The 22,938-nt window shown below is 55.0% G+C and carries 20 protein-coding genes; 15 read left to right on the top strand and 5 right to left on the bottom strand.

Features of this window, described 5'->3' with window-relative positions; translation table 11 throughout:
- Window positions 1-120: 120 nt before the first annotated feature.
- From hrcA to BLQ24_RS04335, 8 genes are all read left to right on the top strand, one after another.
- Window positions 121-1,176, top strand: a complete 1,056-nt coding sequence (gene hrcA / locus BLQ24_RS04370; RefSeq protein ID WP_090163148.1) for a heat-inducible transcriptional repressor HrcA — start codon at window positions 121-123, stop codon at window positions 1,174-1,176.
- Window positions 1,166-1,780, top strand: coding sequence for a nucleotide exchange factor GrpE (gene grpE / locus BLQ24_RS04365; protein WP_163427238.1), 615 nt, complete (start codon window positions 1,166-1,168; stop codon window positions 1,778-1,780). Before hrcA ends, grpE begins: the two co-directional genes overlap by 11 nt.
- A gap of 116 nt (window positions 1,781-1,896) precedes the next feature.
- Window positions 1,897-3,798: a molecular chaperone DnaK gene (dnaK, locus tag BLQ24_RS04360; protein ID WP_090163056.1), complete on the top strand. Its 1,902-nt coding sequence runs from the start codon at window positions 1,897-1,899 to the stop codon at window positions 3,796-3,798.
- A gap of 25 nt (window positions 3,799-3,823) precedes the next feature.
- Window positions 3,824-4,987, top strand: a complete 1,164-nt coding sequence (dnaJ, locus tag BLQ24_RS04355) for a molecular chaperone DnaJ (protein WP_090163054.1) — start codon at window positions 3,824-3,826, stop codon at window positions 4,985-4,987.
- 283 nt (window positions 4,988-5,270) lie between these two features.
- Window positions 5,271-6,353, top strand: coding sequence for an ABC transporter ATP-binding protein (locus BLQ24_RS04350; RefSeq protein WP_090163146.1), 1,083 nt, complete (start codon window positions 5,271-5,273; stop codon window positions 6,351-6,353).
- A 9-nt stretch (window positions 6,354-6,362) separates the two neighbouring features.
- Complete coding sequence (locus BLQ24_RS04345) at window positions 6,363-7,175, top strand: ABC transporter permease (RefSeq protein WP_090163052.1); 813 nt, start codon at window positions 6,363-6,365, stop codon at window positions 7,173-7,175.
- Window positions 7,172-7,972, top strand: a complete 801-nt coding sequence (locus BLQ24_RS04340; RefSeq protein ID WP_090163050.1) for an ABC transporter permease — start codon at window positions 7,172-7,174, stop codon at window positions 7,970-7,972. The genes BLQ24_RS04345 and BLQ24_RS04340 overlap by 4 nt, the downstream gene beginning before the upstream one ends.
- A 49-nt stretch (window positions 7,973-8,021) precedes the next feature.
- Window positions 8,022-9,101, top strand: a complete 1,080-nt coding sequence (locus BLQ24_RS04335; protein ID WP_090163048.1) for an ABC transporter substrate-binding protein — start codon at window positions 8,022-8,024, stop codon at window positions 9,099-9,101.
- A 73-nt stretch (window positions 9,102-9,174) separates the two neighbouring features.
- Here BLQ24_RS04335 and BLQ24_RS04330 read toward each other — a convergent pair whose 3' ends face one another.
- On the bottom strand, window positions 9,175-9,837 hold the full coding sequence (locus BLQ24_RS04330; protein ID WP_090163046.1) for a J domain-containing protein: 663 nt from the start codon (window positions 9,835-9,837) through the stop codon (window positions 9,175-9,177).
- Window positions 9,815-10,753 carry a DUF5685 family protein gene (locus tag BLQ24_RS04325; RefSeq protein ID WP_090163044.1) on the bottom strand — a complete coding sequence of 313 codons (939 nt, stop codon included), beginning with the start codon at window positions 10,751-10,753 and terminating at the stop codon, window positions 9,815-9,817. Before BLQ24_RS04325 ends, BLQ24_RS04330 begins: the two co-directional genes overlap by 23 nt.
- A gap of 216 nt (window positions 10,754-10,969) precedes the next feature.
- Here BLQ24_RS04325 and BLQ24_RS04320 point away from each other — a divergent pair, with 216 nt between their 5' ends.
- A complete protein-coding gene (locus tag BLQ24_RS04320) occupies window positions 10,970-13,513 on the top strand; it encodes a GH25 family lysozyme (protein ID WP_090163042.1) in 2,544 nt (847 codons plus the stop codon).
- 166 nt (window positions 13,514-13,679) lie between these two features.
- Here BLQ24_RS04320 and BLQ24_RS04315 read toward each other — a convergent pair whose 3' ends face one another.
- From BLQ24_RS04315 to BLQ24_RS04305, 3 genes are all read right to left on the bottom strand, one after another.
- Entirely contained in the window at window positions 13,680-15,038 is a 1,359-nt protein-coding gene (locus BLQ24_RS04315) for a PFL family protein (RefSeq protein WP_090163040.1), read from the bottom strand.
- Between the two features lie 42 nt (window positions 15,039-15,080).
- Complete coding sequence (locus BLQ24_RS04310; protein WP_090163038.1) at window positions 15,081-15,353, bottom strand: ACT domain-containing protein; 273 nt, start codon at window positions 15,351-15,353, stop codon at window positions 15,081-15,083.
- Between the two features lie 281 nt (window positions 15,354-15,634).
- Window positions 15,635-16,291, bottom strand: coding sequence for a TetR/AcrR family transcriptional regulator (locus tag BLQ24_RS04305; RefSeq protein WP_090163036.1), 657 nt, complete (start codon window positions 16,289-16,291; stop codon window positions 15,635-15,637).
- A 405-nt stretch (window positions 16,292-16,696) separates the two neighbouring features.
- Here BLQ24_RS04305 and BLQ24_RS04300 point away from each other — a divergent pair, with 405 nt between their 5' ends.
- The 6 genes from BLQ24_RS04300 to BLQ24_RS04275 form a co-directional block, all read left to right on the top strand.
- Window positions 16,697-18,022: a glycine/sarcosine/betaine reductase component B subunit gene (locus BLQ24_RS04300; protein ID WP_090163034.1), complete on the top strand. Its 1,326-nt coding sequence runs from the start codon at window positions 16,697-16,699 to the stop codon at window positions 18,020-18,022.
- 15 nt (window positions 18,023-18,037) lie between these two features.
- Entirely contained in the window at window positions 18,038-19,342 is a 1,305-nt protein-coding gene (gene grdH, locus BLQ24_RS04295; protein ID WP_090163033.1) for a betaine reductase selenoprotein B, read from the top strand.
- Window positions 19,343-19,354: 12 nt separating this feature from the next.
- A complete protein-coding gene (locus BLQ24_RS04290) occupies window positions 19,355-20,884 on the top strand; it encodes a BCCT family transporter (RefSeq protein WP_090163031.1) in 1,530 nt (509 codons plus the stop codon).
- 111 nt (window positions 20,885-20,995) lie between these two features.
- Window positions 20,996-21,628, top strand: coding sequence for a DUF3841 domain-containing protein (locus BLQ24_RS04285; RefSeq protein WP_090163028.1), 633 nt, complete (start codon window positions 20,996-20,998; stop codon window positions 21,626-21,628).
- On the top strand, window positions 21,621-22,193 hold the full coding sequence (locus BLQ24_RS04280) for a DUF3841 domain-containing protein (RefSeq protein ID WP_090163027.1): 573 nt from the start codon (window positions 21,621-21,623) through the stop codon (window positions 22,191-22,193). Before BLQ24_RS04285 ends, BLQ24_RS04280 begins: the two co-directional genes overlap by 8 nt.
- On the top strand, window positions 22,186-22,938 hold a 753-nt coding region (locus BLQ24_RS04275; RefSeq protein ID WP_090163024.1), incomplete at its 3' end, for an NAD(P)/FAD-dependent oxidoreductase. The genes BLQ24_RS04280 and BLQ24_RS04275, both read left to right, overlap by 8 nt.

Genomic DNA, 22,938 nt, shown 5'->3' with positions numbered 1-22,938 from the left:
ATAGAAGGATCTGTCTCGAAAAACTTCCGAAGAAATGGTTGACATCGGGAGAGCCTGGGCATATATTATATACAGTGTTTAGCACTCGAGAACGATGAGTGCTAACAAGGGGTGATGAGAATGGAATTGACAGAAAGAAAACTGAAAATCCTCCAGGCAATCATCAATGATTATGTGATGTCTGCGGAACCGGTTGGTTCCAGAACTCTGGCCCGGGAGTTTAACAATGTCATCAGTCCGGCGACGATCCGGAATGAGATGAGCGATCTGGAGGCCATGGGGTATCTGACCCATCCCCACACGTCCGCCGGACGGGTTCCGTCGGACAAGGCATATCGCCTCTATGTCAACGATATGATGGGACGGGAGGAACTGCCGGAGGAATCGAAGCGGAGAATCCGGGAAACGCTCCGGGCTGATGTGAAGGAACTGGACCGGACGATTCAGCATGCTGCGGAGCTGCTGTCCGAGATTACGAATCTGGCGTCCTTCGCCATGAGTCCGACGCAGAAGCAGGACAAGCTGGAATATGTGAACCTGATTCCGGTGGATGCACGGCAGATCGTGCTCATGACCATTGCGGAGAGCGGGAAATCCTCCAGCAGTCTGCTCCGGGTAGATGTGCCATATACTCAGGAGACACTGAATGTCATTGCGAAGAGTCTGACCTATGATTACAAGGGAAAGAATCTGACCGATGTACTCCGGGAGAATCTGGCCACCGATGCCAGAACGGACATCACGGCGATGAGTCAGCTGACGAAGAACATCATGCCGAACTTCCTGAAAACCCTGGAAAGTCTGCTGAACATCAACCTGTACATGGACGGTATTGCGAATATTTTCGATCTGCCGGAGTTCAGTGACACCCAGCGGGCGAAGGGGTTCGTTTCCAAGTTCGAAAACGAGGGACGGACGAACTTCCTGAAAGAACTGACAGACCGGGATGACGGCGTGATCGTGACGATCGGCGACGAAAACCCGGATGTGGATATGAAGGACTGTTCCGTGATCACGGCGACGTATCATGTGAACGGGAAGTATGCGGGAAAGATCGGTGTTATCGGACCGACCCGGATGAATTATGGGAGAGTTACGTCGGTCATGCAGTACCTGACAGAAAATCTGAACGATGCTTTCCGGATGGATGATGAGGAGGATAACGATGAGCGATGAAGAAATGAAGAAGGCTGCGGGCATTTCCGACGAGACTGCAGAACAGGCGGAAGCCGGTGCTTCTGATGCGGAAGAGTCCGTTTCCGGCGCCGACGATGCCGGAGATGGGAAGAATGCAGATGCCGGAGAGGCCGAAAGCCGGAACGAAAAGAAAGAAGAGTCCCGGGAAGATGAGGCTGAGAAGAACGAAAGCGAAGAGAGCGGCGATGAGAAATACATGCGTCTGATGGCGGATTTCCAGAATTACAAGCGCCGGACCGAGAAGGAGAAGGCGGAAGTATTCTCCTACGCCAACGAGAAGATCGTTACGGAACTGCTGTCGGTGCTGGACAACTTCGAGAGAGCCCTGGCCCAGGAGTCGGCGGATGAGAAGTACGCCGAGGGCATGGAGCTGATCTTCCGGCAGATGCGCGATGTACTCACGAAGGCGGGGCTTGCGGAAATCGATGCGGTGGGAAAGGAGTTCGATCCTAATTTCCATCATGCGGTGATGACCGATGACAATGCGGATTTCGAAAGCGGTCAGGTCACTGCGGTTCTTCAGAAGGGCTACACCCTTCATGATAAGGTGATCCGGCCGGCCATGGTCCGGGTGAATAGTTAACTGATATCCCGGGGCCCGGGCAGGGTCCTTCAAGATATATCCAATATAGTGATCCATCGAATCCGGATCCTGAATCCGGGTTTTTAGAAATGTAGGAGTCAGAGGAGGCAATCAATATGGCTAAGGTAATCGGAATAGATCTTGGTACAACGAACAGCTGCGTATCCGTACTGGAAGGCGGCGAACCGACTGTTATCACGAATGCGGAAGGAAACAGAACCACACCGTCCGTCGTCGGTTTTGCGAAGAACGGCGAGAGACTGGTGGGTGAGACGGCGAAGAGACAGGCTGTCACGAATCCGGACAGAACGATTTCTTCCATCAAGCGTCACATGGGTGAAAACTACAAGGTGACCATCGACGGGAAGGACTACACACCGCAGGATATCTCTGCGATGATCCTGACGAAACTGAAGAACGATGCGGAAGCATATCTGGGTGAGAAGGTATCCGAGGCGGTCATCACTGTACCGGCATACTTCTCCGACGCACAGAAGCAGGCGACGAAGGACGCCGGCAGAATTGCAGGACTGGATGTGAAGAGAATCATTAACGAGCCGACAGCGGCAGCGCTGGCTTACGGCCTGGACAAGGAAAACGGATCCCAGAAGGTTCTGGTATACGATCTGGGCGGCGGCACATTCGATGTCTCTGTTCTGGAACTGGGAGACGGTGTCTTCGAAGTACTGGCAACCAACGGTGATACCCACCTGGGCGGCGATGACTTCGACAATGCGGTTATGAATTACCTGGCAGATGAGTTCGCCAAGGAAAACGGCGTTGACCTGAGACAGGACAACATGGCACTGCAGAGACTGAAGGAAGCGGCAGAGAAGGCGAAGAAGGAACTGTCCAGCGCCCAGACCACCAATGTCAACCTGCCGTTCATCACGGTAACGGCAGACGGTCCGCTGCACATGAATATGGATATCACCCGTGCGAAGTTCGATCAGCTGACCGCTGACCTGGTCAACCGGACCATCGAGCCGATGCAGAAGGCGATGGCGGATGCGAAAGTGACGAACGCCGACATCTCCAAGGTCATCATGGTAGGCGGTTCTTCCCGTATCCCGGCGGTACAGGAAGCCGTGAAGAGAGTTACTGGAAAGGAGCCGTTCAAGGGAATCAACCCGGATGAATGTGTCGCCATCGGTGCTTCCATCCAGGCCGGCGTTCTGACCGGTGAGGTCAACGACGTTCTGCTGCTGGATGTCACACCGCTGTCTCTGTCCATCGAAACACTGGGCGGTGTTGCCACGAAGCTGATCGAAAGAAATACAACGATTCCGACCAGAAAGAGCCAGATCTTCTCCACTGCTGCGGATAATCAGACTGCGGTTGACATTCATGTCATGCAGGGTGAGCGGGAAATGGCTGCAGACAACATCACACTGGGCCGCTTCCAGCTGACCGGCATCGCTCCGGCGCCGCGCGGCATTCCGCAGATCGAGGTAACCTTCGACATCGATGCAAACGGCATCGTCAACGTCAGCGCCAAGGATCTGGGTACAGGCAAGGAACAGAAGATCACAATCACTTCTTCCACGAACCTGTCGGAGGAAGAAATTAACCGTAAGGTGAAGGAAGCCCAGCAGTACGAGGCGGAAGACAAGAAGAAGAAGGAGGCCGTGGAAGAGCGGAACAAGGCTGAGAACCTGGTTTACCAGACAGAAACCACGCTGAAGAACGTGGAAGGAAAGATTGATCCGTCCGAGAAGACAGAACTGGAGAACCTGAAGAATGATCTGCAGTCTGCGCTGAATGCAAATAACCCGGATGACATCAAGGCGAAGGAAGACGCTCTGATGGCGAAGCTGAATGAAGTATCCACCAAGCTGTATCAGCAGGCGGGTGCACAGGCACAGCAGAACCAGCAGGCAGGCCCGGACATGGGCGGCCAGGCGGGCCCGAACATGGGCGGTCAGGCAGGTCAGAACCAGGGTCAGCAGAATAACGGCGGATTCAATGATGACAACGTTGTGGATGCAGACTACACTGTGGTAGACGACGATAAGTAGAAAGTAAGAGGGGAGCCGGTACGGTATGGCAGAGAATAAGCGCGATTATTATGAGGTCCTCGGGATCCAGAAGGGCGCCAGTGACGATGAGATCAAGAAAGCGTTCCGGAAGATGGCGCTGAAGTATCATCCGGACCGCAATCCGGGGGACAAGGAAGCCGAGGAGAAGTTCAAGGAAGTCAACGAGGCTTACGGCGTTCTGTCAGACCCGGAGAAGAAGGATAAGTATGACCGATTCGGATTCGCGGGAGTGGATCCGAATGCGGGATTCGGCGGCGGCGCCGGCGGCGGATTCAGCGGTTTCGGTGACTTCGGAGACATCTTCAGTGATATCTTCGGCGGCGGCGGATTCGGCGGATTCGGCGGGTTCGGCGGCGGTGCACAGCGCAGGAATCAGCCTCAGAAGGGCAGAGACCTGCAGGCGGGCGTCCAGATCAAGTTCGAAGAGGCGGCCTTCGGAACGAAGAAGACCATCCAGCTGAACAAGTATGTGAAGTGCAAGACCTGCTCCGGAGAAGGGACGGCGCCGGGAACCCACAAGCGCACCTGTTCCCGGTGCGGCGGTTCCGGTGTCATCACCCAGGTGCGGAAGACCATGCTGGGCCAGATGCAGACCCAGTCTCCGTGTCCGGACTGTAACGGGACGGGCTCCGTGATCGACACACCGTGCAGCGATTGTCACGGCACCGGAAAGGTGAAGAGCCGGGTGAAGATCGAGGTCAACATCCCGGCAGGAGTGGATAACGATTCCGTGATTCCGATCCGGGGACAGGGTGAGCCGGGAGAGAACAACGGACCGAACGGCGATCTCTATGTGGTGATCAAGGTCAAGCCCCACGAGATTTTCCAGAGAAACGGAAGCGACATTCGTCTGGAAATTCCGATCAGTTTCGATCAGGCAGCCCTGGGCGATGAGATCGTGGTACCGACGCTGGACGGAAAGATTCAGTACAGGGTGCCGGCAGGCACACAGCCGGGAACCACATTCCGCCTGAAGGGAAAGGGCATCCGGAATATCCGGACCGGCCGCCCGGGAGACATGTACGTCACGGTCACCGTGGAGGTGCCGACGAAGTTGAACAGCGCACAGAAGAAGGCGGTCCGCACCATGGCGGAGCACTTGAAAGAAGGAAGCTGTTACAAGAAAAAGCAGAGCTTCTCCGACAAGGTGAAGAAGTTCTTCGAATAAGGATCCGATTCCCCGGCTGGGGAACGGAAGGAGGGAAGCCCCGGGAAGCAGAGAAACCTGCTTCCCGGGGCTTCCTGCTTCGACGGGGCGGAACCGGATCCCGGGGCATCTTTTTTCTTGTGATTTCTGTGCACAGTTTCTCTTTTTTTTCCTTCTGAGTGCGTATATAATGTTATGATGGTATGCCGGAATGGAGAGAGTTCTCCGGCATATGCCGGCTATGGCCGGTGATCCGCTGGTTTTCATGGGGCAGGAGAGCTGCCCGGTTGGAAAGGATGTGCCGATGGCAAGAAATCTGGTGGAACTCCGCCACATAACGAAAGTGTATGATGACAATGTCGTTCTCGACGATCTGAGTCTGGATGTGGGTGAAAACGAATTCATCACTCTTCTGGGACCTTCCGGCTGTGGGAAGACCACAACCCTTCGGATCGTGGGCGGGTTTGAAAAACCCGACAGCGGCAGTGTTTTTTTTGAGGGAAAAGACATTACGGATATGCCGCCGAATCAGCGTCAGCTGAACACGGTGTTTCAGAAATATGCGCTGTTTCCGAATATGAACGTGGGGCAGAACATCGCCTTCGGACTGCGGATCCGGGGCAAGTCCGACGCCTATATCCGGGACAAGATCCAGTATGCCCTGAAGCTGGTGAATCTGCAGGGATTCGAACGCCGGAAAGTTGAGTCTTTGTCCGGCGGACAGCAGCAGAGAATTGCCATCGCCCGGGCTATCGTGAACGAGCCGAAACTGCTGCTGCTGGATGAGCCCCTGGGGGCCCTGGATCTGAAGCTGCGGGAGGACATGCAGTATGAGTTGATTCGGCTGAAGGAGGAGCTGGGTATCACATTCCTCTACGTCACCCACGATCAGGAAGAGGCGCTGACCATGAGTGACAAGGTGGTTGTGCTGAATAATGGCTACATTCAGCAGATGGGCACGCCGGAGGAGATTTACAACGAACCGCAGAATGCCTTTGTGGCGGATTTCATCGGTGACAGCAATATTGTGGACGGCATCATGCTGGAAGACCGGCTGGTGGAAATCCAGGGGCAGAAGTTCGAATGTGTGGACACCGGGTTCGGCGTGAAGGAGCCGGTGGATGTCATGATCCGTCCGGAAGACCTGATCGTCGGGAAACCGGGGGAAGGACAGATGGACGGTGTGGTGACCCACAACGTGTTTATCGGTGTGCACTACGAGATGGAGATTATGGCCAACGGGTTTGAGTGGCTGGTTCAGAACACGGTCAGCTATGCCGTGGGTGAGCATGTCAGCCTCAGCGTGATTCCTTACAACATCCAGATCATGCACAAGCCGAAGACGAAGGAAGCCGAAGCGTTCAGCATGGACGATTACGACAGTTAGGAGGGAACTATGGCAAAGAAATTACCTGCGGCGCCTTTCCTGCTGTGGATCCTCTGCGGGACACTGATTCCGCTGCTGATGGTTTTTTACTATGGATTTACGGACCGTACCGGTGCGTTTACGATGAATAACATTCTGGCGATTTTCCAGCCGGTGCATCTGAAGGCGCTGGGGCTGTCCCTGCTGCTGTCTCTGATCAGTACAGTGATCTGCATGGTGCTGGCGTATCCGCTGGCCCTGGTGCTCAGGTACAGCAGTTTCGGAAAGAAAGGCTTCATCATCTTCATTTTCATCCTGCCGATGTGGATGAATTTCCTGCTCCGGACCATGGCCTGGCAGGTCATTCTGGAGCGGAACGGAATTTTCGAGATCATGCTCCGGCATCTCCACCTGCCGATGCCGGCGATTATCAATACGCCGGCGGCGATCGTGCTGGGTATGGTGTACGATTTTCTGCCTTTCATGGTACTGCCGATCTACAATTCGCTGATGAAAATCGATGAGAATCTCATTGAAGCGGCCTATGACCTGGGAGCAACGAAATGGACCGTTTTCCGGTTCGTCATCGTTCCTCTGACGGTGCCGGGGGTTGCCAGCGGCGTGACGATGGTGTTCGTTCCGTCCCTGACCACCTTCGTTATTTCCAACATTCTGGGCGGTGGAAAGATTTTCCTGATCGGAAACATCATTGAACAGGAATTCACCACCAGCGCCAACTGGAACCTGGGTTCCGGCATATCCCTGGTCATGATGCTGTTCATCGTGATCAGTATGACTGCTCTGTCCAGACTGGATCGTTCAGGGGAGGGAACGTACTTATGAAGAGATATTTTCGTACACTCTATCTCATCATCATTCTGCTGTTTCTGTACCTGCCGATCCTGACGCTGGTGGTGCTGTCCTTCAATTCCTCCAAGTCCATGTTCGCCTGGCGGGGACTGTCCCTCCGGTGGTACCGGGAAATGTTCCACGATACCATGATTCTTCATGCGGTGTGGAATACATTTTCCATCGCCGTCGTTTCCTCGGTGATCGCTACGATCATCGGGGTGCTGGCCTGTGTGGGCATCATGAATATGAAGAAGCGCACCCAGAGCGTGATCATGGGGCTGAACAATATCCCGCTGCTGAATGCGGATATCGTCACCGGTATTTCCCTGATGCTGGCTTTCATCGCCTTCGGGTTCTATCTGAACTGGGGGACCGTGCTGCTGGCCCACATCACCTTCAGCATCCCTTATGTGATCCTGTCTGTGATGCCGAAGATGAAGCAGATCGGGCGGCAGAGCTTCGAGGCGGCTCTGGATCTGGGGGCTGCGCCGGTATACGCATTTCGGAAGGTGGTTCTGCCGGAACTTCGGCCGGGCATCATCTCCGGATTTCTCCTTGCCCTCACCATGTCGGTGGATGACTTTGTGGTCACCCATTTCACCCGGGGTGCCGGCATTAACACCATCTCCACACTGATCTATTCCCAGGTGAAGGTGGGCATCCGGCCGACGCTTTTCGCCCTGTCCACGGTGATATTCATTCTGGTGCTGGCGGTGCTGCTCGTTGCCAACTACGCCGGGAACCGGGAGATTGAGGATGAGTTCATTTACGAGACGGCCCAGGGTTAGGCGAAAGGACAAAAGAAAAGATCGGGCTCCGGTCGAAAGGAGGAATATCATGTTCCGGAAACCAAATAGACGGATCATCAGTCTGCTGCTGGTTCTGCTCATGACCGTTCTGACGGCCCTTCCGCTGGCTTCCTGCGGAAGGAAGAACCAGAACGAAGTGGCTGTGTTCACAGCCGGCGATTACATCGACCCGGCGGTGGTGAAGCAGTTCACGAAGGAGACGGGGATCAAGGTGGTGCTGGATACCTTCGATACAAACGAGGAGATGTATCCGGTGATCAAGAATCAGGCGGGGGTGTACGACGTTATCTGCACCAGTGATTATATGGTGGAGCGGATGCGCGGCGAAGGCCTGCTCCAGAAGATCGACTTCTCGAAGGTGCCGAACAACCGGTATATCGGCAGCCGCTACAAGGCCATCGCCGACCGTGCCTACGACCCGGGAAACCATTACTCTGTGCCGTATCAGTTCGGTGTGCTGGGCATCATGTACAACACGAAGAAGATTCCGAAAGGATCCGTCACTTCCTGGAACGATCTGTGGAATCCGAAATACAAGGGGAAACTGCTGATGCAGGATTCCCTCCGGGATACGCTGGCTGCGGCGCTGAAGGCGCAGGGGCACTCGCTGAATACGAAGAAGGAATCGGACCTGAAGCAGGCTGTCCGCTACCTGATCCGGCAGAAGCCGCTGGTGTATAAGTACGCCAATGACTCTGCCCGGGACCTGCTGCTGGGAGGGTCCGCCGATATCGGTGTTGTGTGGAACGGCGAGATGCTGTACAGCCAGAAGCTGAATCCGGCCCTGGATTTCGTCATCCCGAAGGAGGGCACGGAAGTGTTCATCGATGCGTGGGTCATTCCGAAGAATGCGTTCCATGTGTCCAATGCGGAGAAGTGGATTAACTTCATGTGCCGGCCGGATATTGCCTATAAGAACTTCAAGTATCTGACCTATGCCACACCGAATGAGGGGGCCAGGAAGAAAATGCCGAAGAAAATCCGGGAGAATCAGAAACTGTTCCCGCCGGACAGTGCCCTGAAAAAGAGTGAAGTCCTCCGGGATCTGGGCCCGGACGGAGATGATCTGTATTCCATGTACTGGAAAACGTATAAGTCGGAAAACTAAGAAGACGAAAAAAAGCGTGGGTGCCTCCGGACGATGGTTCATTCGTTCGGGGCACCCCGTTATTTCTCTTCCGTCAGCAGCAGAGGCAGAGAGGGATCGTGGAGCACAGCAGGCCGGTGGCTGCGGCGTCTCCCATGGAGGAATAGCCCTGGGCGCCGGAATACCCACGGTACATATTTCCCGCATTCTGCATCTGGTTGTAGGCGGCCCGGTATTCTGCATTGGACGGATCCTGCTCCATGGCTTTCTGAACGTTGGAGATTCCCTCGGCGATCAGCCCCTTCGAGTAGGAAATGACGCCCCGGAGGAACAGCCATTCCGCCTCCTGGGAACGTTCCGGAATGGACTGAAGCAGGCGTTCCGCCGCTCCGATATCGCCCCGGTTGATGCAGGAGCGGATCTGATTATATACCGGGGAACTGCTGCTGTAGGACCCGTAATTCCCCGATCCGTAGCCTGCCTGTCCGCTGCCGTAGGCGCTGCCACCGGCATATCCGCCGCTGAACGGCTGGGCGCCGTACGGAGAAGCGCCGTTCCCGGCCCCGCTGCTCTTCATCAGCAAATCATAGGCCTCATTCACTTCCTGGAGTTTCTCCTGGGCCAGGTCTGCCAGGGGATTCCCCTGATACTTGTCCGGGTGATATTTCTTCACCAGTTCCATGTACGCTCTTCTGATTTCATCCTTAGATGCGCTCCGGCTTACACCCAGCACTTCATATGGATCTTTCGATGTCATTCTGCTCTGCCTTTCGTTGTGCTATGTCGTTCTTCCTGTCGCTGTATGACGGATCCAGAACCTGGTCGGTCTTCCGACGGAGGCCCAGATAGAGGATGTTATTCAGCAATTCCCGGTTCTTCCGGATGTCCAGCAGCTCGTAGGCGTCGGTCATCCGGCCCAGATGGTGGTACAGTACGGGCCGGATCTCTTCCCGTATCAGGGCTTCATCCTGTCCGCCGTCCGCTGCCGCCAGAAGCGGATTATAGGCACCGCTGGAGCGGTCCTTCTCCAGATCATCCGCCGCATCCAGCAGGTAAATCCATCTGCCCAGATGGGACGAAAACTCGCTGACAATGCGGCGGACGTTCGCATCCGCCCCTGTCTGCCGGAGCCTGCCGTCGAAAACCGTCTGCATCACCTTCGCGAAAGCTTCTGCCGGAAGGTCCGGCCTGCTGCAGTTCTGCTCTTCCAGAGCCCCCAGAGCTTCCAGGGCTTCCCGGATCCCTGCGGCGGTTTCCGGGTGATTTCCCCGGGCCTTCTGATATGCCCTGTGTAGTCCCGGGGCCGAGGCGGTCTTCAGCAGGCGCTCTGAGAGCGGATCCCGGTCTGTGTCCCGGTCCTTCCGGTCATCCAGATAGTTTTCCCAGCCCAGCAGCGCCATCATGTCTGCCGCATAGGCCAGAACGGGATCATATACCACATTCTTCTTCCGGACGGGATGGGCGATGCAGTGCTCCTGCCGGATGGTCTCCGGCCCTTCCTCCAGTGCGCCCAGAAACAGACCCAGGAAGGCCATGTCATAACTGAGACCCAGGCGAAGGAGCTGCCCGTAATCCCTGCCTGCCTGCTTGCAGAGCCCGCAGTACCATCCGTTGTAAATGGCGAACTCCCGGAGCCTGAGTTCCGGCTTCTCCGCTTCGATGTATCCCAGCATAATCATACCCCTTATAATCAATTCTATCATAGGATATCAATATGATTCTTAGATAACGGGAATGTGATGGTAATGTGTGGCGGACGGTTTGACACCCTGCGGCGAAATATGCTATGATAAAAACATGTTTCTTAAGATTTCTTAAGTACACGGCGTTCCTGTTGGGGGAAGGGCGCCGGAATGGGATGACAGAGAAGAAAACAGAAGGGGGAAGAGATGAACAGGAAAACCGTTTCAAGGAATGCGATATCGTTTCTGGTATCGCTTTTTCTGGTGCTCTCGACGGCGTTGGTCATCGGAGAATTGACATCTTACGGGAAGACCACCAGCACGGTGGACGGAACGAAGTACACGCATCTGAGTCGGTACCAGAGCGACCGGTACCGGGTGTTCGACGGGATTGATGTATCCTGGTGGCAGTACACGAACAACTGGGAGAAAATCAAGAACGACGGCGTGGATTTCGCTATCATCCGCTGCGGATACACCGGCATGAGCGGCAGCTTCAAGATGGTGGAGGATTCCACTTTCGAGAGAAATCTGGTCAATGCCGTGAATAACGGGGTGAATGTGGGGGTTTACTATTATTCCCTGGCAACGAACCAGAGCGAGGCGGCGAAAGAGGCGAATTTCGTCGTCTCTCTGCTGAAAAAATATGAAGACCGTTACGGAATCCGGGTCAATATGCCGGTGGTCATGGACTATGAATTCACCAACGGCGACCGGGGCGGAGCGGCATATAACAAGGCGAAGAATTCCAATGGAGTCGCCTATGCACGGGCGAAGATGACGAATATTGCGGTGAAGTGGCTGGATACCGTGGAGGACGCCGGTTATACGCCCATGTTCTACAGTTACCGGAACATGGTGGATCCGTCCTTTAATTCCGGCTACAAGTTCAATATGTCGAAAATCAACGGCAGCAATCAGTATCCGTTCTGGCTGGCCCAGTACAGTACCACGAACGCCTACAGTGGAAATGTCACCATGTGGCAGTACACCAGCAGTGGCTCCGTGAACGGCACCGGCAGTTCCCGGACGGACCGGAATTTCTACTATTATGACACCAACGGCAGCGGCACGAAGAGCGGAACGAAGAGCATCCGGGACTGCAGTATTCAGCTGGCTTACTCGGAGATGAAGTACGACGGAGACCCGAAGGAACCGTACGTTACGGTGAAAGACGGGGATCAGGTACTGACAAAAAACAAGGACTACACGGTCGCCTATTTCAACAACCGGAAGAAGGGAACGGCCAGCGTGGTCGTCCAGGGAATCGGCAGGTATTCCAACGATATGATGAAGACGTTTACCGTCGGATCGGAGAACCGCTCCGACGGCGGCGCCGGCAATACCATTACGCCGGATACGCCGAAATCCTGGTCCACTTCTCTGGATGCCGATCAGGATACGCTGACCGTCCGGTGGAACCCGTCGGCCAATGCGACGGACTACACGGTGGCCTACCGGGTGAACAACGGTTCCTGGAATACCGTGTCCACCAACCAGACGAATTACGTTCTGGAACTGGACGAGGACGATCTGGTGGATGTGAAGGTACGGGCGGAGAACCGGAGCTCCGGGACGTCCTACAGCAGCAGCTATACCACAGAGAAGCACCGCTTCATCGGGGATGCGGATGCATCCACCTCCCTCAGCATGAAGACGAAGGTCATGACGCTGAAACTGCCGAAACTGACCGCCGGTGTTTCCTCTGCCCAGCAGAGCTATGACGTGAAGATCAGCACAGACGGGGGTTCATACAAGACCCGGAAGGCATCCGGAAGTTCCCTGCCGATCAGCGTTGCTTCCGGGAAACGTTATGCGGTGAAGCTGTGTCCGGCGCCTACCGTGGGCGGCACCCGGTATGTGGGCGGCTACGGCAGTACTTCCCGCCGGTATGCAGTGCAGAATACGATTCACACCGTGTCCGGATTCGACGGAAAGGCACTGGTGACCTTCGATCATCAGGAGGGAACCGGCGTACAGCTGAACTACGCCGCCAAGTCCAGCATGTCCGGTGCGAAGACGAAGAATCTGAGTTCCGGCGCCACCAATGCAACGGTGACCGGACTGGGAACGGGATCCACCTATTATTTCCGGGTCAGAACCAACAAGGCTGTGGGAAAATACATCTTCACCGGTGCTTACAGTCCGAAGAAGAGTGTGAAGCCGGTGCAGATCACTCCGGGAAAGGTGGGAAAGGTGACAGTATCCGTTAACGAGGCATCCCGCACCATCGGCCTCTCTTTCAAGGCAGTGCCGCTGGCTTCGGATTATGAAGTGGCCTACAGGCTGAATGATGAAGATACCTGGCGCAAGGTGTACACCGGGGGGCAGACAACCTGGAAGATCACGACGCCGGAAGCCGGGGACACGGCGGCTGTCCGGGTCCGGGCGCTGAAGACCGTGAGCGCGGGCGTCGGCGGATACACCGTCAGCGGAACCTACTACGGTCCGTACACCGGCATCTATTACCGCTGGGTGAAGAAAATGTCCCTGGAGAATGTGGCGCCGCTGTCTGCCGGATTCCGTGTGACGCCGTCGGATATTGGTCAGAGTTCATATAAAGTCTACTATTCACCGTATGCAAGTCTGAGTGGAAGAAAGATTCTGCAGCAGACCGGAACCAAGACCCTTTCCGTGAAGAAACTCTCCCGGAAGCAGACCTATTACCTGAAATCCCGGGCGATCCTGACGAAGGACGGGCATGATTATTACGGCCAGTACTGCCCGGTGACCCAGGTGATCACGAAGTAAGGCCGGAAGAGGCAGAAAACGGAATGATATAGAAGAACCATTAGAAAGGCCGCTGCATGAAGCTGAAAATCGTGCTTCATGCAGCGGCCTTTCCGTCTTCCTTCGGCGGCCTTTCCGTCTTCGCTGTGAAAATCGGATGGTCCGGCCGCCCCCCGTTATCCGGCCGTCAGTTTTTCAGGCTTTGCATCGGCGCCGGAATCCGGCCGCCCCGCCGGATCATCTTTGCCGAAGACTGTCTGTGCACCTTCACCACCGGGCCGCTGCCCAGCAGCCCGCCAAAGTTCAGTTCTCCGCCTTCCTCCAGACCGATCGCCGGAATCACCCGGACTGCCGTGGTCTTGGAGTTCACCATCCCGATGGCCGCTTCGTCCGCAATGATGGCGGAAATCGTTTCTGCCGGCGTGTCTCCCGGGATGACGATCATGTCCAGGCCCACGGAGCAGACTGCGGTCATGGCTTCCAGTTTTTCCAGTGTCAGTGTTCCGGTGCGGGCGGCGGAAATCATGCCCTCATCCTCTGTGACCGGAATAAAGGCGCCGGAAAGGCCTCCCACACTGGAAGATGCCATGAGGCCGCCCTTTTTCACCGCATCATTCAGCATGGCCAGTGCCGCCGTGGTGCCGTGGGTGCCGCACTCCTCCAGGCCGATTTCCTCCAGAATCCGGGCCACCGAATCCCCCACCGCCGGCGTCGGTGCCAGGGAAAGATCCACGATGCCGAAGTTGACGCCCAGAATGTCGGCGGCTTCCCGGCCCACCAGCTGGCCCATCCGGGTGACTTTGAATGCGGTCTTCTTGATCGCTTCCGCCACCTCGTCCATCGGCGCATCATCCGGCATGTTCTTGATGACGGCCCGCACAACCCCCGGCCCGGATACACCGGCGCTGATGCAGCAGTCGGCATTTCCCACTCCGTGGAATGCACCCGCCATGAACGGGTTGTCTTCCACCGCATTGCAGAAGACGACCAGCTTCGCATTGCCGATACAGTTGTTGTCCTTCGTCAGTTCGGAGCACTGCCGCACGGTTTCACCCATGATGCGGACCGCATCCATGTTGATGCCCGCTTTCGTGGAGCCGATGTTCACGGAGGAGCAGACCAGTTCCGTTTCTGCCAGTGCTTCCGGAATCGCCTGAATCAGTTCCCGGTCCCCGTTGCTGAAGCCCCGGTCCACCAGTGCGGTGAACCCGCCGATGAAATTCACCCCGACCTCATGGGCGGCCCGGTCCATGACCCGGGCGTACTTCACCGGATCGCCGCCGCTGGCGCCGGCGAGCAGGGCGATCGGCGTGACAGAAACACGTTTGTTGACAATGGGGATGCCGTATTTTCGTTCCAGCATTTCCCCGGTAGGGACCAGCTTCTCTGCCTTCCGGCAGATCTTTTCATAAATCTTCTCGCAGGACCGGTCGATATCCTGGTCGGCACAGTCCAGCAGGGAGATTCCCATGGTAATCGTGCGGACATCCAGGTTTTCCTCCTGGATCATCCGGACGGTCTCCAGAATATTATCAAGCTTGAGCATAATCTCGTCCTTTCGTATTCTTCCCGCTTCTTCCCGCAATGGTTAGATCGTATGCATTGCGTTGAAAATGTCTTCGTGCATCACGTGAATCTGCATTTCAGGAAGTTCATTCACGATATTCTCCTGCAGATCCACCAGTCGGACGTTCAATTCGTCGATCTCGATGATCATGGCCATATGGAAGATCCCGTCCATGACGGATTGCGAAACGTTTACGATGTTGCCTCCGGCCTTCGCAACCTCCGTGGCGGCGGCGGCGAGGATGCCCTTGCGGTCCTTGCCGGATACAGTAATGACAGCCTTTTCCTTGTCCATGTGTTGTTCCTTTCTCTGTACAGCTGCGGCAGAAACTGCCGGGTGAAAATGGAAATTTGTGATATGTAACGATTTCGATTGGTGATTCTCGTCCCTATTTTATAAATTATCTATGATATTCCTCGGCGTGTCAAGGGGGATGCTTTACTGCGGGAAAGTGACGGCAAAAAAATACCGGAGGAACCGGCCGGCTCCCCCGTGAAAATGCCGGAAAGCGTCCGGTGGACGTTTTCCGGCAGGAAAATGTATCTCTGTTGTTCGTTGTGACAGCCCCTCTCCGGTTACCGTGCCCCGTCGCCGAAAATGACATTCCGCAGCATGGCCTGCAGCTTCCGGTTCTGATCTTCCGGGAGAATGTCCGGCCGGTCGATCATGTCGTCGATCAGATAACGGAGGCAGGCAACCGTGATTTCGTTTAGGAGACTGATGTTTTCCTCCGTGACCCGGGTGTGTTCCTTCATCATCGGCCGAAGGGTGATCATGCAGCGGTCGATGATATTGCTGGCGTAGTACATGTCGCTGATTTCCTTGGAGTATTCTTTCTTCTCCTCCGGAAACAGATCGTAGTAGATACTGAATACTTTCCCCAGCTCCTGGCTGTGCTTTCCGAAGAAGAAGTTTTTCCACATACGCGGACGGGCGAAGATGGTTTCGCCGAAGGCGTACCATAACTGAAGAAATTCCTCCACGGGGGACAGGTCTGTGTTGGAATGTTCATAAAGCCACTTGCTGTATTCGTTGAAATGGGTCAATGTTGCCAGAAGAATCAGTTCGTCCAGATCTTCGAAATAGACATAAATCGTGGAATTGTGGAATCCGGCCCGTTCTGCGATCTTCCGGACACTGATCTTTTCCAGCCCGATCTCGTCCACCACTTCCCGGGCGGCCAGAATGAAACGGGTCATCGTCTCTTTCTTTTTCTGATCATGTACTGCCATTATCAAACTCCTCTTGTTGTTGATTTCAGGTGGTCTGTACGATCCTGATCCTAAGCGCGCTTAGAAATGTGTGGATTCTAATACAAACGAGTGATATTATATCGCAGTTAATTTGTCCGGTCAACTAATTACAACGTTTTCGCCAAACATGAGAATTCCTACCAGTATGCTTTCATATTGATGGGATATCGGAACAGCTGAAAAATGTATAGATAGAATCTATTTATTTTTGATAATTCATTGACAATAAGCACGCTTATGATATTATAGAACAAGAAAGAGTAAGCGCGCTTATGTATAAATTCGATTTATTATTCCGGCATGGATCCGGCCGGTTGTGCGAGGAGCTGAAGAACAGCTTCTGTGAACGCAGACGAATCACCCTTTGTCTGTAAGGAGGAGAATATGAGGCTTGAACTTGGCAATTTCCATGTGAAAGATATTGCTTTCGGCGATACGCTTTCGTTCAAGGATGGTGTACTGACGATCAATAAGCAGGAAGCGCTGGACTTCATCATGGAAGATGACAGAATTACAGAGGCTGACCTGTACATTGCGAAGCCGGGAGACCACATTCGTATGTGCCCGGTGAAGGAAGCAATCGAACCGCGGGTACGTCCGGACGGAAGAGGTCTGTTCCCGGGATACACCAGTGAACTGAAGAAGTGCGGAGAAGGAACCATTCACGCACTGAAGGAATGTAGTGTGCTGGTGGTCGGAAAGCACTGGGGCGGATTCCAGGACGGTGTCATCGACATGTGCGGCGAAGGTCAGAAGCTGACATACTTCGGACAGCTGAACAATATCGTGCTGGTTGCCGATACAAATGAAGAATTCGAACGGTATGAGCAGCAGAAGAAGAATGATGCGCTGCGTCGGGCAGGCCACAAGCTGGCAGAGTACATCGGCAGTGCGGTGAAGGATCTGGAACCGGAAGATACCGAAGTCTATGAATCCACACCGATGACGAGAAGAGATGCGGAAATCGAGAAGCTGCCTTCCGTTGTATACGTTATGCAGCCGCAGTCCCAGATGGAAGAAATGGGATATAACGACCTGGTTTACGGCTGGGACTGCAACCACATGCTGCCGACAGTCATGGATCCGAACGAGATTCTGGACGGCGCTATGGTGTCCGGCAGCTTCATGCCGGTGTCCTCCAAGTGGTCCACCTATGATTTCCAGAACTGCCCGGAAATCAAGGAACTGTATAACGCACATGGAAAGACAATCAACTTCCTGGGTGTGATCATGGCGAACCTGAACGTGGCACTGGAGCAGAAGGAAAGAGCGGCGATTTTCGTTGCACAGATTGCCAAGTCTCTGGGCGCAGACGGCGCTGTGGTAGCGGAGGAAGGCTACGGAAATCCGGATGCGGACTTCGTCGGATGCATCGTTGCACTGGAAGATGCGGGTGTGAAGACGGTGGGTGTCACCAATGAGTGCACAGGCCGTGACGGAAAGTCCCAGCCGCTGGTTACGCTGGATGAGAAGTGCGATGCCATCGTGTCCTGCGGAAACGTATCGGAGCTGATTGAGCTGCCGCCGATGGAGACAGTTCTGGGCGAACTGGAAGCACTGGCGAGAGACGGCATGTCCGGCGGATGGGCCGGAGACGAGATCCTTGGACCATCGGTCAGAGAAGACGGTTCCATTATTCTGGAGAACAACTCGATGTTCTGCGGCGATCAGGTACTCGGCTGGTCCCCGAAGACAATGAAGGAATTTTAGCGGAGGGATTTGGCGATGAAAAAAGCAATCATTTACCTGAATCAGTTCTTCGGCCAGATCGGCGGAGAAGATAAGGCGGGCACAGAACCGGAGATCCATGAAGGAACTGTAGGTCCGGCCATGCAGTATAACAGAACCCTGGATGCGGAAGTAACACATACTGTTATCTGCGGTGACAACTATATGGGTTCCAATACAGAGGAAGCTGTTGCGACAATCCTCGGTATGCTGGAAGATAAGGAATTCGATATCTTCATTGCGGGACCGGCATTCGACGCCGGACGTTACGGCGTTGCCTGCGGAACGATCTGCAAGGCCGTACAGGAAAAGTTCAATGTTCCGGTTCTGACCTCCATGAATGAGGAAAACCCGGGAGCCAATATGTTCAAGAAGGATATGATCATCCTGAAGGGCGGTGCTTCTGCGGCGAAGATGCGGAAGGACCTGAAGGCTGTGGTCAATGTGGCAAATAAGATCCTGAATGACCAGCCTGTAGGCTCCGCTGACGAAGACGGATATTTCGAGAGAGGCATCCGTCACCAGACATGGCTGGAGGACGGCAAGCCGGCTTCCAAGCGTATGATCGAGATGCTGGTGGCGAAGCTGAACGGAGAACCGTTCCAGACGGAGCTTCCGATTCCGAAGATCGACAAGGTTCCGATCGCACCGGCGATCAAGGATCTGGGCAATGCGAGAATCGCGCTGCTGAACACCGGCGGTATCGTACCGGTGAATAACCCGGATCACATCCAGTCTGCATCCGCGACACGCTGGGGCAGATATGACATTTCCAAGATGGACAGACTGGAAAGCGGCGTCTTCAAGACGATCCACGCAGGATTCGACCCGGCGGCAGCCAATGCCGACCCAAATGTCATCACACCGGTTGACGCACTGAAGGCTCTGATGAAGGAAGGCGTCTTCGGCAGCATGCATGACTACCTGTACACCACAGTAGGTACCGGTACAACGGAGGCGGAAGCGGCGAGAATGGCGAAGGAGATCATTCCGTATCTGAAAGAGGATCTCGTTGACGGATGTATCCTCGTCTCCACCTGAGGAACCTGTACGCGTTGCGGTGCAACGATGGTCAAGGAAATTGAGAGAGCAGGATTCCCGATCGTGCATATGTGCAATCTGATCCCGGTATCCAAGACAGTCGGTGCGAACCGAATTGTCCCGACAATCTCCATTCCATATCCGCTGGGCGATCCGCAGACTTCGAAGGAAGATCAGTGGAAGCTCCGTTACCACAGAACAAAGGTGGCTCTGGAAGCCCTCGCGACTGATATCGAGGAACCGACTGTTTTCCATGTATAGGAGGGCAGCGGTATGAAAAAAGAAAATAGTAAAACGGTGTTCATCGCATCGATCGTCCTGTCTGCCATTGTGGCAGGCACGGCGATCATCTTCAGCGAAGGGTTCGCCGCTTTTTCCGGGAAGTTGTTCACCTTTCTGACAACGGATTTCGGATGGCTGTATCTGCTGACTGTGTTTTTCTTCGTGGTCTTCTGTGTTGCCATCGCCGCCAGCCGGTTCGGAAAGATCAAGCTGGGGGATGACGACTCCGAGCCGGAATACAGCACAGTATCCTGGTTTGCCATGCTGTTCGGATGCGGCATGGGCGTAGGACTGGTGTTCTACGGCGTCGCGGAACCGATTTCCCACTTCGTCAACCCGCCTTCCGGCATGGGGCTGACGGCAGGGACTGAAGATGCAGCGAAGTTCGCCATGCGCTCCGCCTTCATGCACTGGGGCATGTCCCCGTGGGCGTGCTATGCGGTGGTGGGACTGGCGCTGGCCTACTTCATGTTCCGCCGGAAGAAAGCGGGCATGGTCAGTACCGTGCTGGAACCTCTTCTGGGAGAGCATCGTATGGACGGATGGCTGGCAAAGCTCATCGACGTGCTGGCAGTGTTCGCCACCCTGGCAGGTGTGGTGACGTCCCTGGGACTGGGAACGATCCAGATCAACAGCGGTCTGAATTTCCTGTTCCGTGTTCCTGTGGAGATGAACGTTCAGATCGTGATCATCGTTCTGATTACTCTGGTGGTGGTCTGGTCTGCGGTATCCGGCATTGACAAGGGAATTAAAATGATTTCCGACGCCAACCTGTATATCGCCATCGGCATCATGCTTCTGGCCTTCCTGGTGGGGCCGAAGGTGGAAATGCTGAACAATCTGACCAACGGCATGGGACAGTATATCCAGAACTTCATCGGCGATTCTCTGGCGATCAACCCGCACGGAGACAACTCCTGGCTGGGCAGCTGGCGGGTATACTACTGGGCATGGTTCATTGCCTGGGGTCCTTTCGTCGGTGTCTTCATCGCCAGAATTTCCAAGGGAAGAACCGTCCGGGAATTCATCCTGGGCGTGGTGCTGGCGCCGTCCCTGGGATCCATCTTCTGGTTCTCCATCTTCGGTTCTCTGGGGCTGAAGCTGGGACTGGACGGAACCCTCTCCATGGATCAGTTGAAGCAGATTGCCGCACAGCCGGAAACGGGACTGTTCGTGGTGCTGAACCAGTATCCGCTGGGGAAAGTGCTCTCGATTGTCGCAATTGTTCTGCTGTGCACGTTCTTCATCACTTCGGCGAACTCGGGAACCTTCGTCCTGTCCATGCTGACATCCGACGGAAACCTGAACCCGCCGAATAACCGGAAGATCCTCTGGGGAATTCTTCAGGCTGTCACGGCTGTCGGCCTGCTGATGGCCGGCGGACTGAAACCGCTGCAGACGATTTCCATCGCCGCAGCATTCCCGTTCATCTTCATCATGATTGCGATCTGTATCGCAGCTGTGAAGGCGATGCGGCAGGATCCTCTGATGCTGCCGGTGCATGATCCGGCAAAGAAATAACTTTTTTGCTTCGAAAGACTGTGAAAGTCTGGAATACGGTTCTGTCATGCGGGAACCGGTGTACTGCCGCCCGGAAAGCGGGCGGCAGTACAAAAAAAGAGGAAACACAGAATGGACAGATGTCGGGAAACACGAGATCGGGAAGAACAGGAACTGGACACTGTACTTTCGGCAGATCCCGTCCGTCTCTGGACCCGTCAGGATCCGGCTGTCTGCAGGGAAATGATAGAAACCGGTTTTTACAGGGTAAGAGAGGAGTATATCCGAAGAAAAAACGATACAATCTCCGAATATTATATCGACCTGTATCGCTGGCTGACGAAGGAAGCCAAGAAATATGTGGACATTCCGCAGGGCGCTGCATTCCCGATCTGGCTCACCATGAGCCGGTCGTCGAGTTTCGAACCATCTCCAGGAACGGTGGTGATGACGTTCGAAATCCCGAGAGAATGTGTTGCCGTACTGAATGTCACAGCATGGGGATACCGGCAGAATTACTGGTATGTGCCGGAGAACCGGGACGACGAGATGCGTTTCCGAAGTGAGCTGGTGCGCTGTGGGGTGAAGGAACAGGATGAACTAATTTCTTCCGGAAAGGGAAACTTCTACCCCCTGCTGACCCGGCAGATCCGTGCGAGCTGGAGCCGTGTGTTCACCATGCGTCCGAAGAATTTCGATGATGCCAATGCCCTGGTCTGGGAACTCCGGGCGGAATGGCTGAAGGAGATCAGAGAGTATGAATGAGCGTGTGACCATGTGGTCATCCCAGACGCCGGAGGTGCTGAATATCATCCGGCGGGACGGGGTTTCCACAGTGAAGCGGGCCTACATTCGGAAGAAGTACGGCGAAACGGCATGGATCTTCCTGGAGGCTTACGACTTCATGAACGGGGCGCTCCGCCGGAAGGTGCCGCAGCCGGAAGGCGCGGAGTCACCGGTGTGGATGTTCCGGGATCCGTCCCGGGCTTCCATGGATGCCTCGTCGGTGCTGCTGGAGCTGTCGGTTCCGGCGGATCAGATGATCTGCTTCGACCTCAGGGAATGGCAAAAAATTCTGGGGCTGTCCTTTCTGGGGAGCCGGGAAGAGACAGAGGCATTTCAGAGGAAATTAAAGCGCTTTGGGATCAGAGAGGTGTCCGATGTATTCGGCAGCGGATTCTATCCATCCCTGCGCAGAGAGGTTATCAACAGTTGGCAGAATCTGTTTTCTGACACTGCGATATATGAAGAGTATATTCAGGGAGCTGCATGGTGCATCCGGAAGGAATGGATCATCAGCGTGACTGAAGGAGGGCAAACCAATGAGTAAACTGTATGATGTGATCATCCTGGGTGCAGGCCCGGGAGGTCTGGCGGCAGGCATCTATGCCGGCCGGGCGAGACTGAACACACTGATCATCGAGCGGGCACAGGACGGCGGACAGATCGCGATCACCAATGAGATCGAGAACTATCCGGGACAGATGCTGGAAGGCGAGTCCGGTCCGTCCCTGATCGAGCGGATGACGAAGCAGTGCGAGAAATTCGGCTGTGAGAGAGTGTCCGACAACATCAAGGAAGTGAAGCTGGACGGTCCGGAGAAGATCCTGATCGGCGCCAACGGAGAGTATCACGCCAAGGCGGTGATCATCGCCACCGGTGCCCATTCCCGGCCGATCGGCTGCAAGAACGAAGGCAAGTTCCGGGGCAAGGGCGTGTCCTACTGCGCCACCTGTGACGCCAACTTCTTCGAAGATCTGGAAGTCTACGTGGTGGGCGGCGGCGATGCAGCGGTGGAAGAAGCCATGTATCTGACGAAGTTTGCCAGAAAGGTGACTATCATCCACAGAAGGGACCAGCTCCGTGCGGCGGAATCCATTCAGGAGAAGGCGTTCAAGAACGAGAAGCTTAACTTTATGTGGAACACGGTTGTGAAGGAACTGGACGGCGACGGCATTCTGGACACCATGGTGGTGGAGAATACGAAGACCGGCGAGCAGACCACAATTCATGCGGATGAAGACGACGGATTGTTCGGTGTGTTCGGCTTCATCGGAACGGTGCCGAATACGGAA

Source organism: Eubacterium pyruvativorans, assembly GCF_900102225.1.
In the GTDB taxonomy this organism is placed as follows: Bacteria; Bacillota; Clostridia; order Peptostreptococcales; family Anaerovoracaceae; genus Aminicella; species Aminicella pyruvativorans.
The sequence above is the reverse complement of the archived record's forward strand: the minus strand, read 5'-3'. Positions and strand labels throughout refer to the sequence as shown.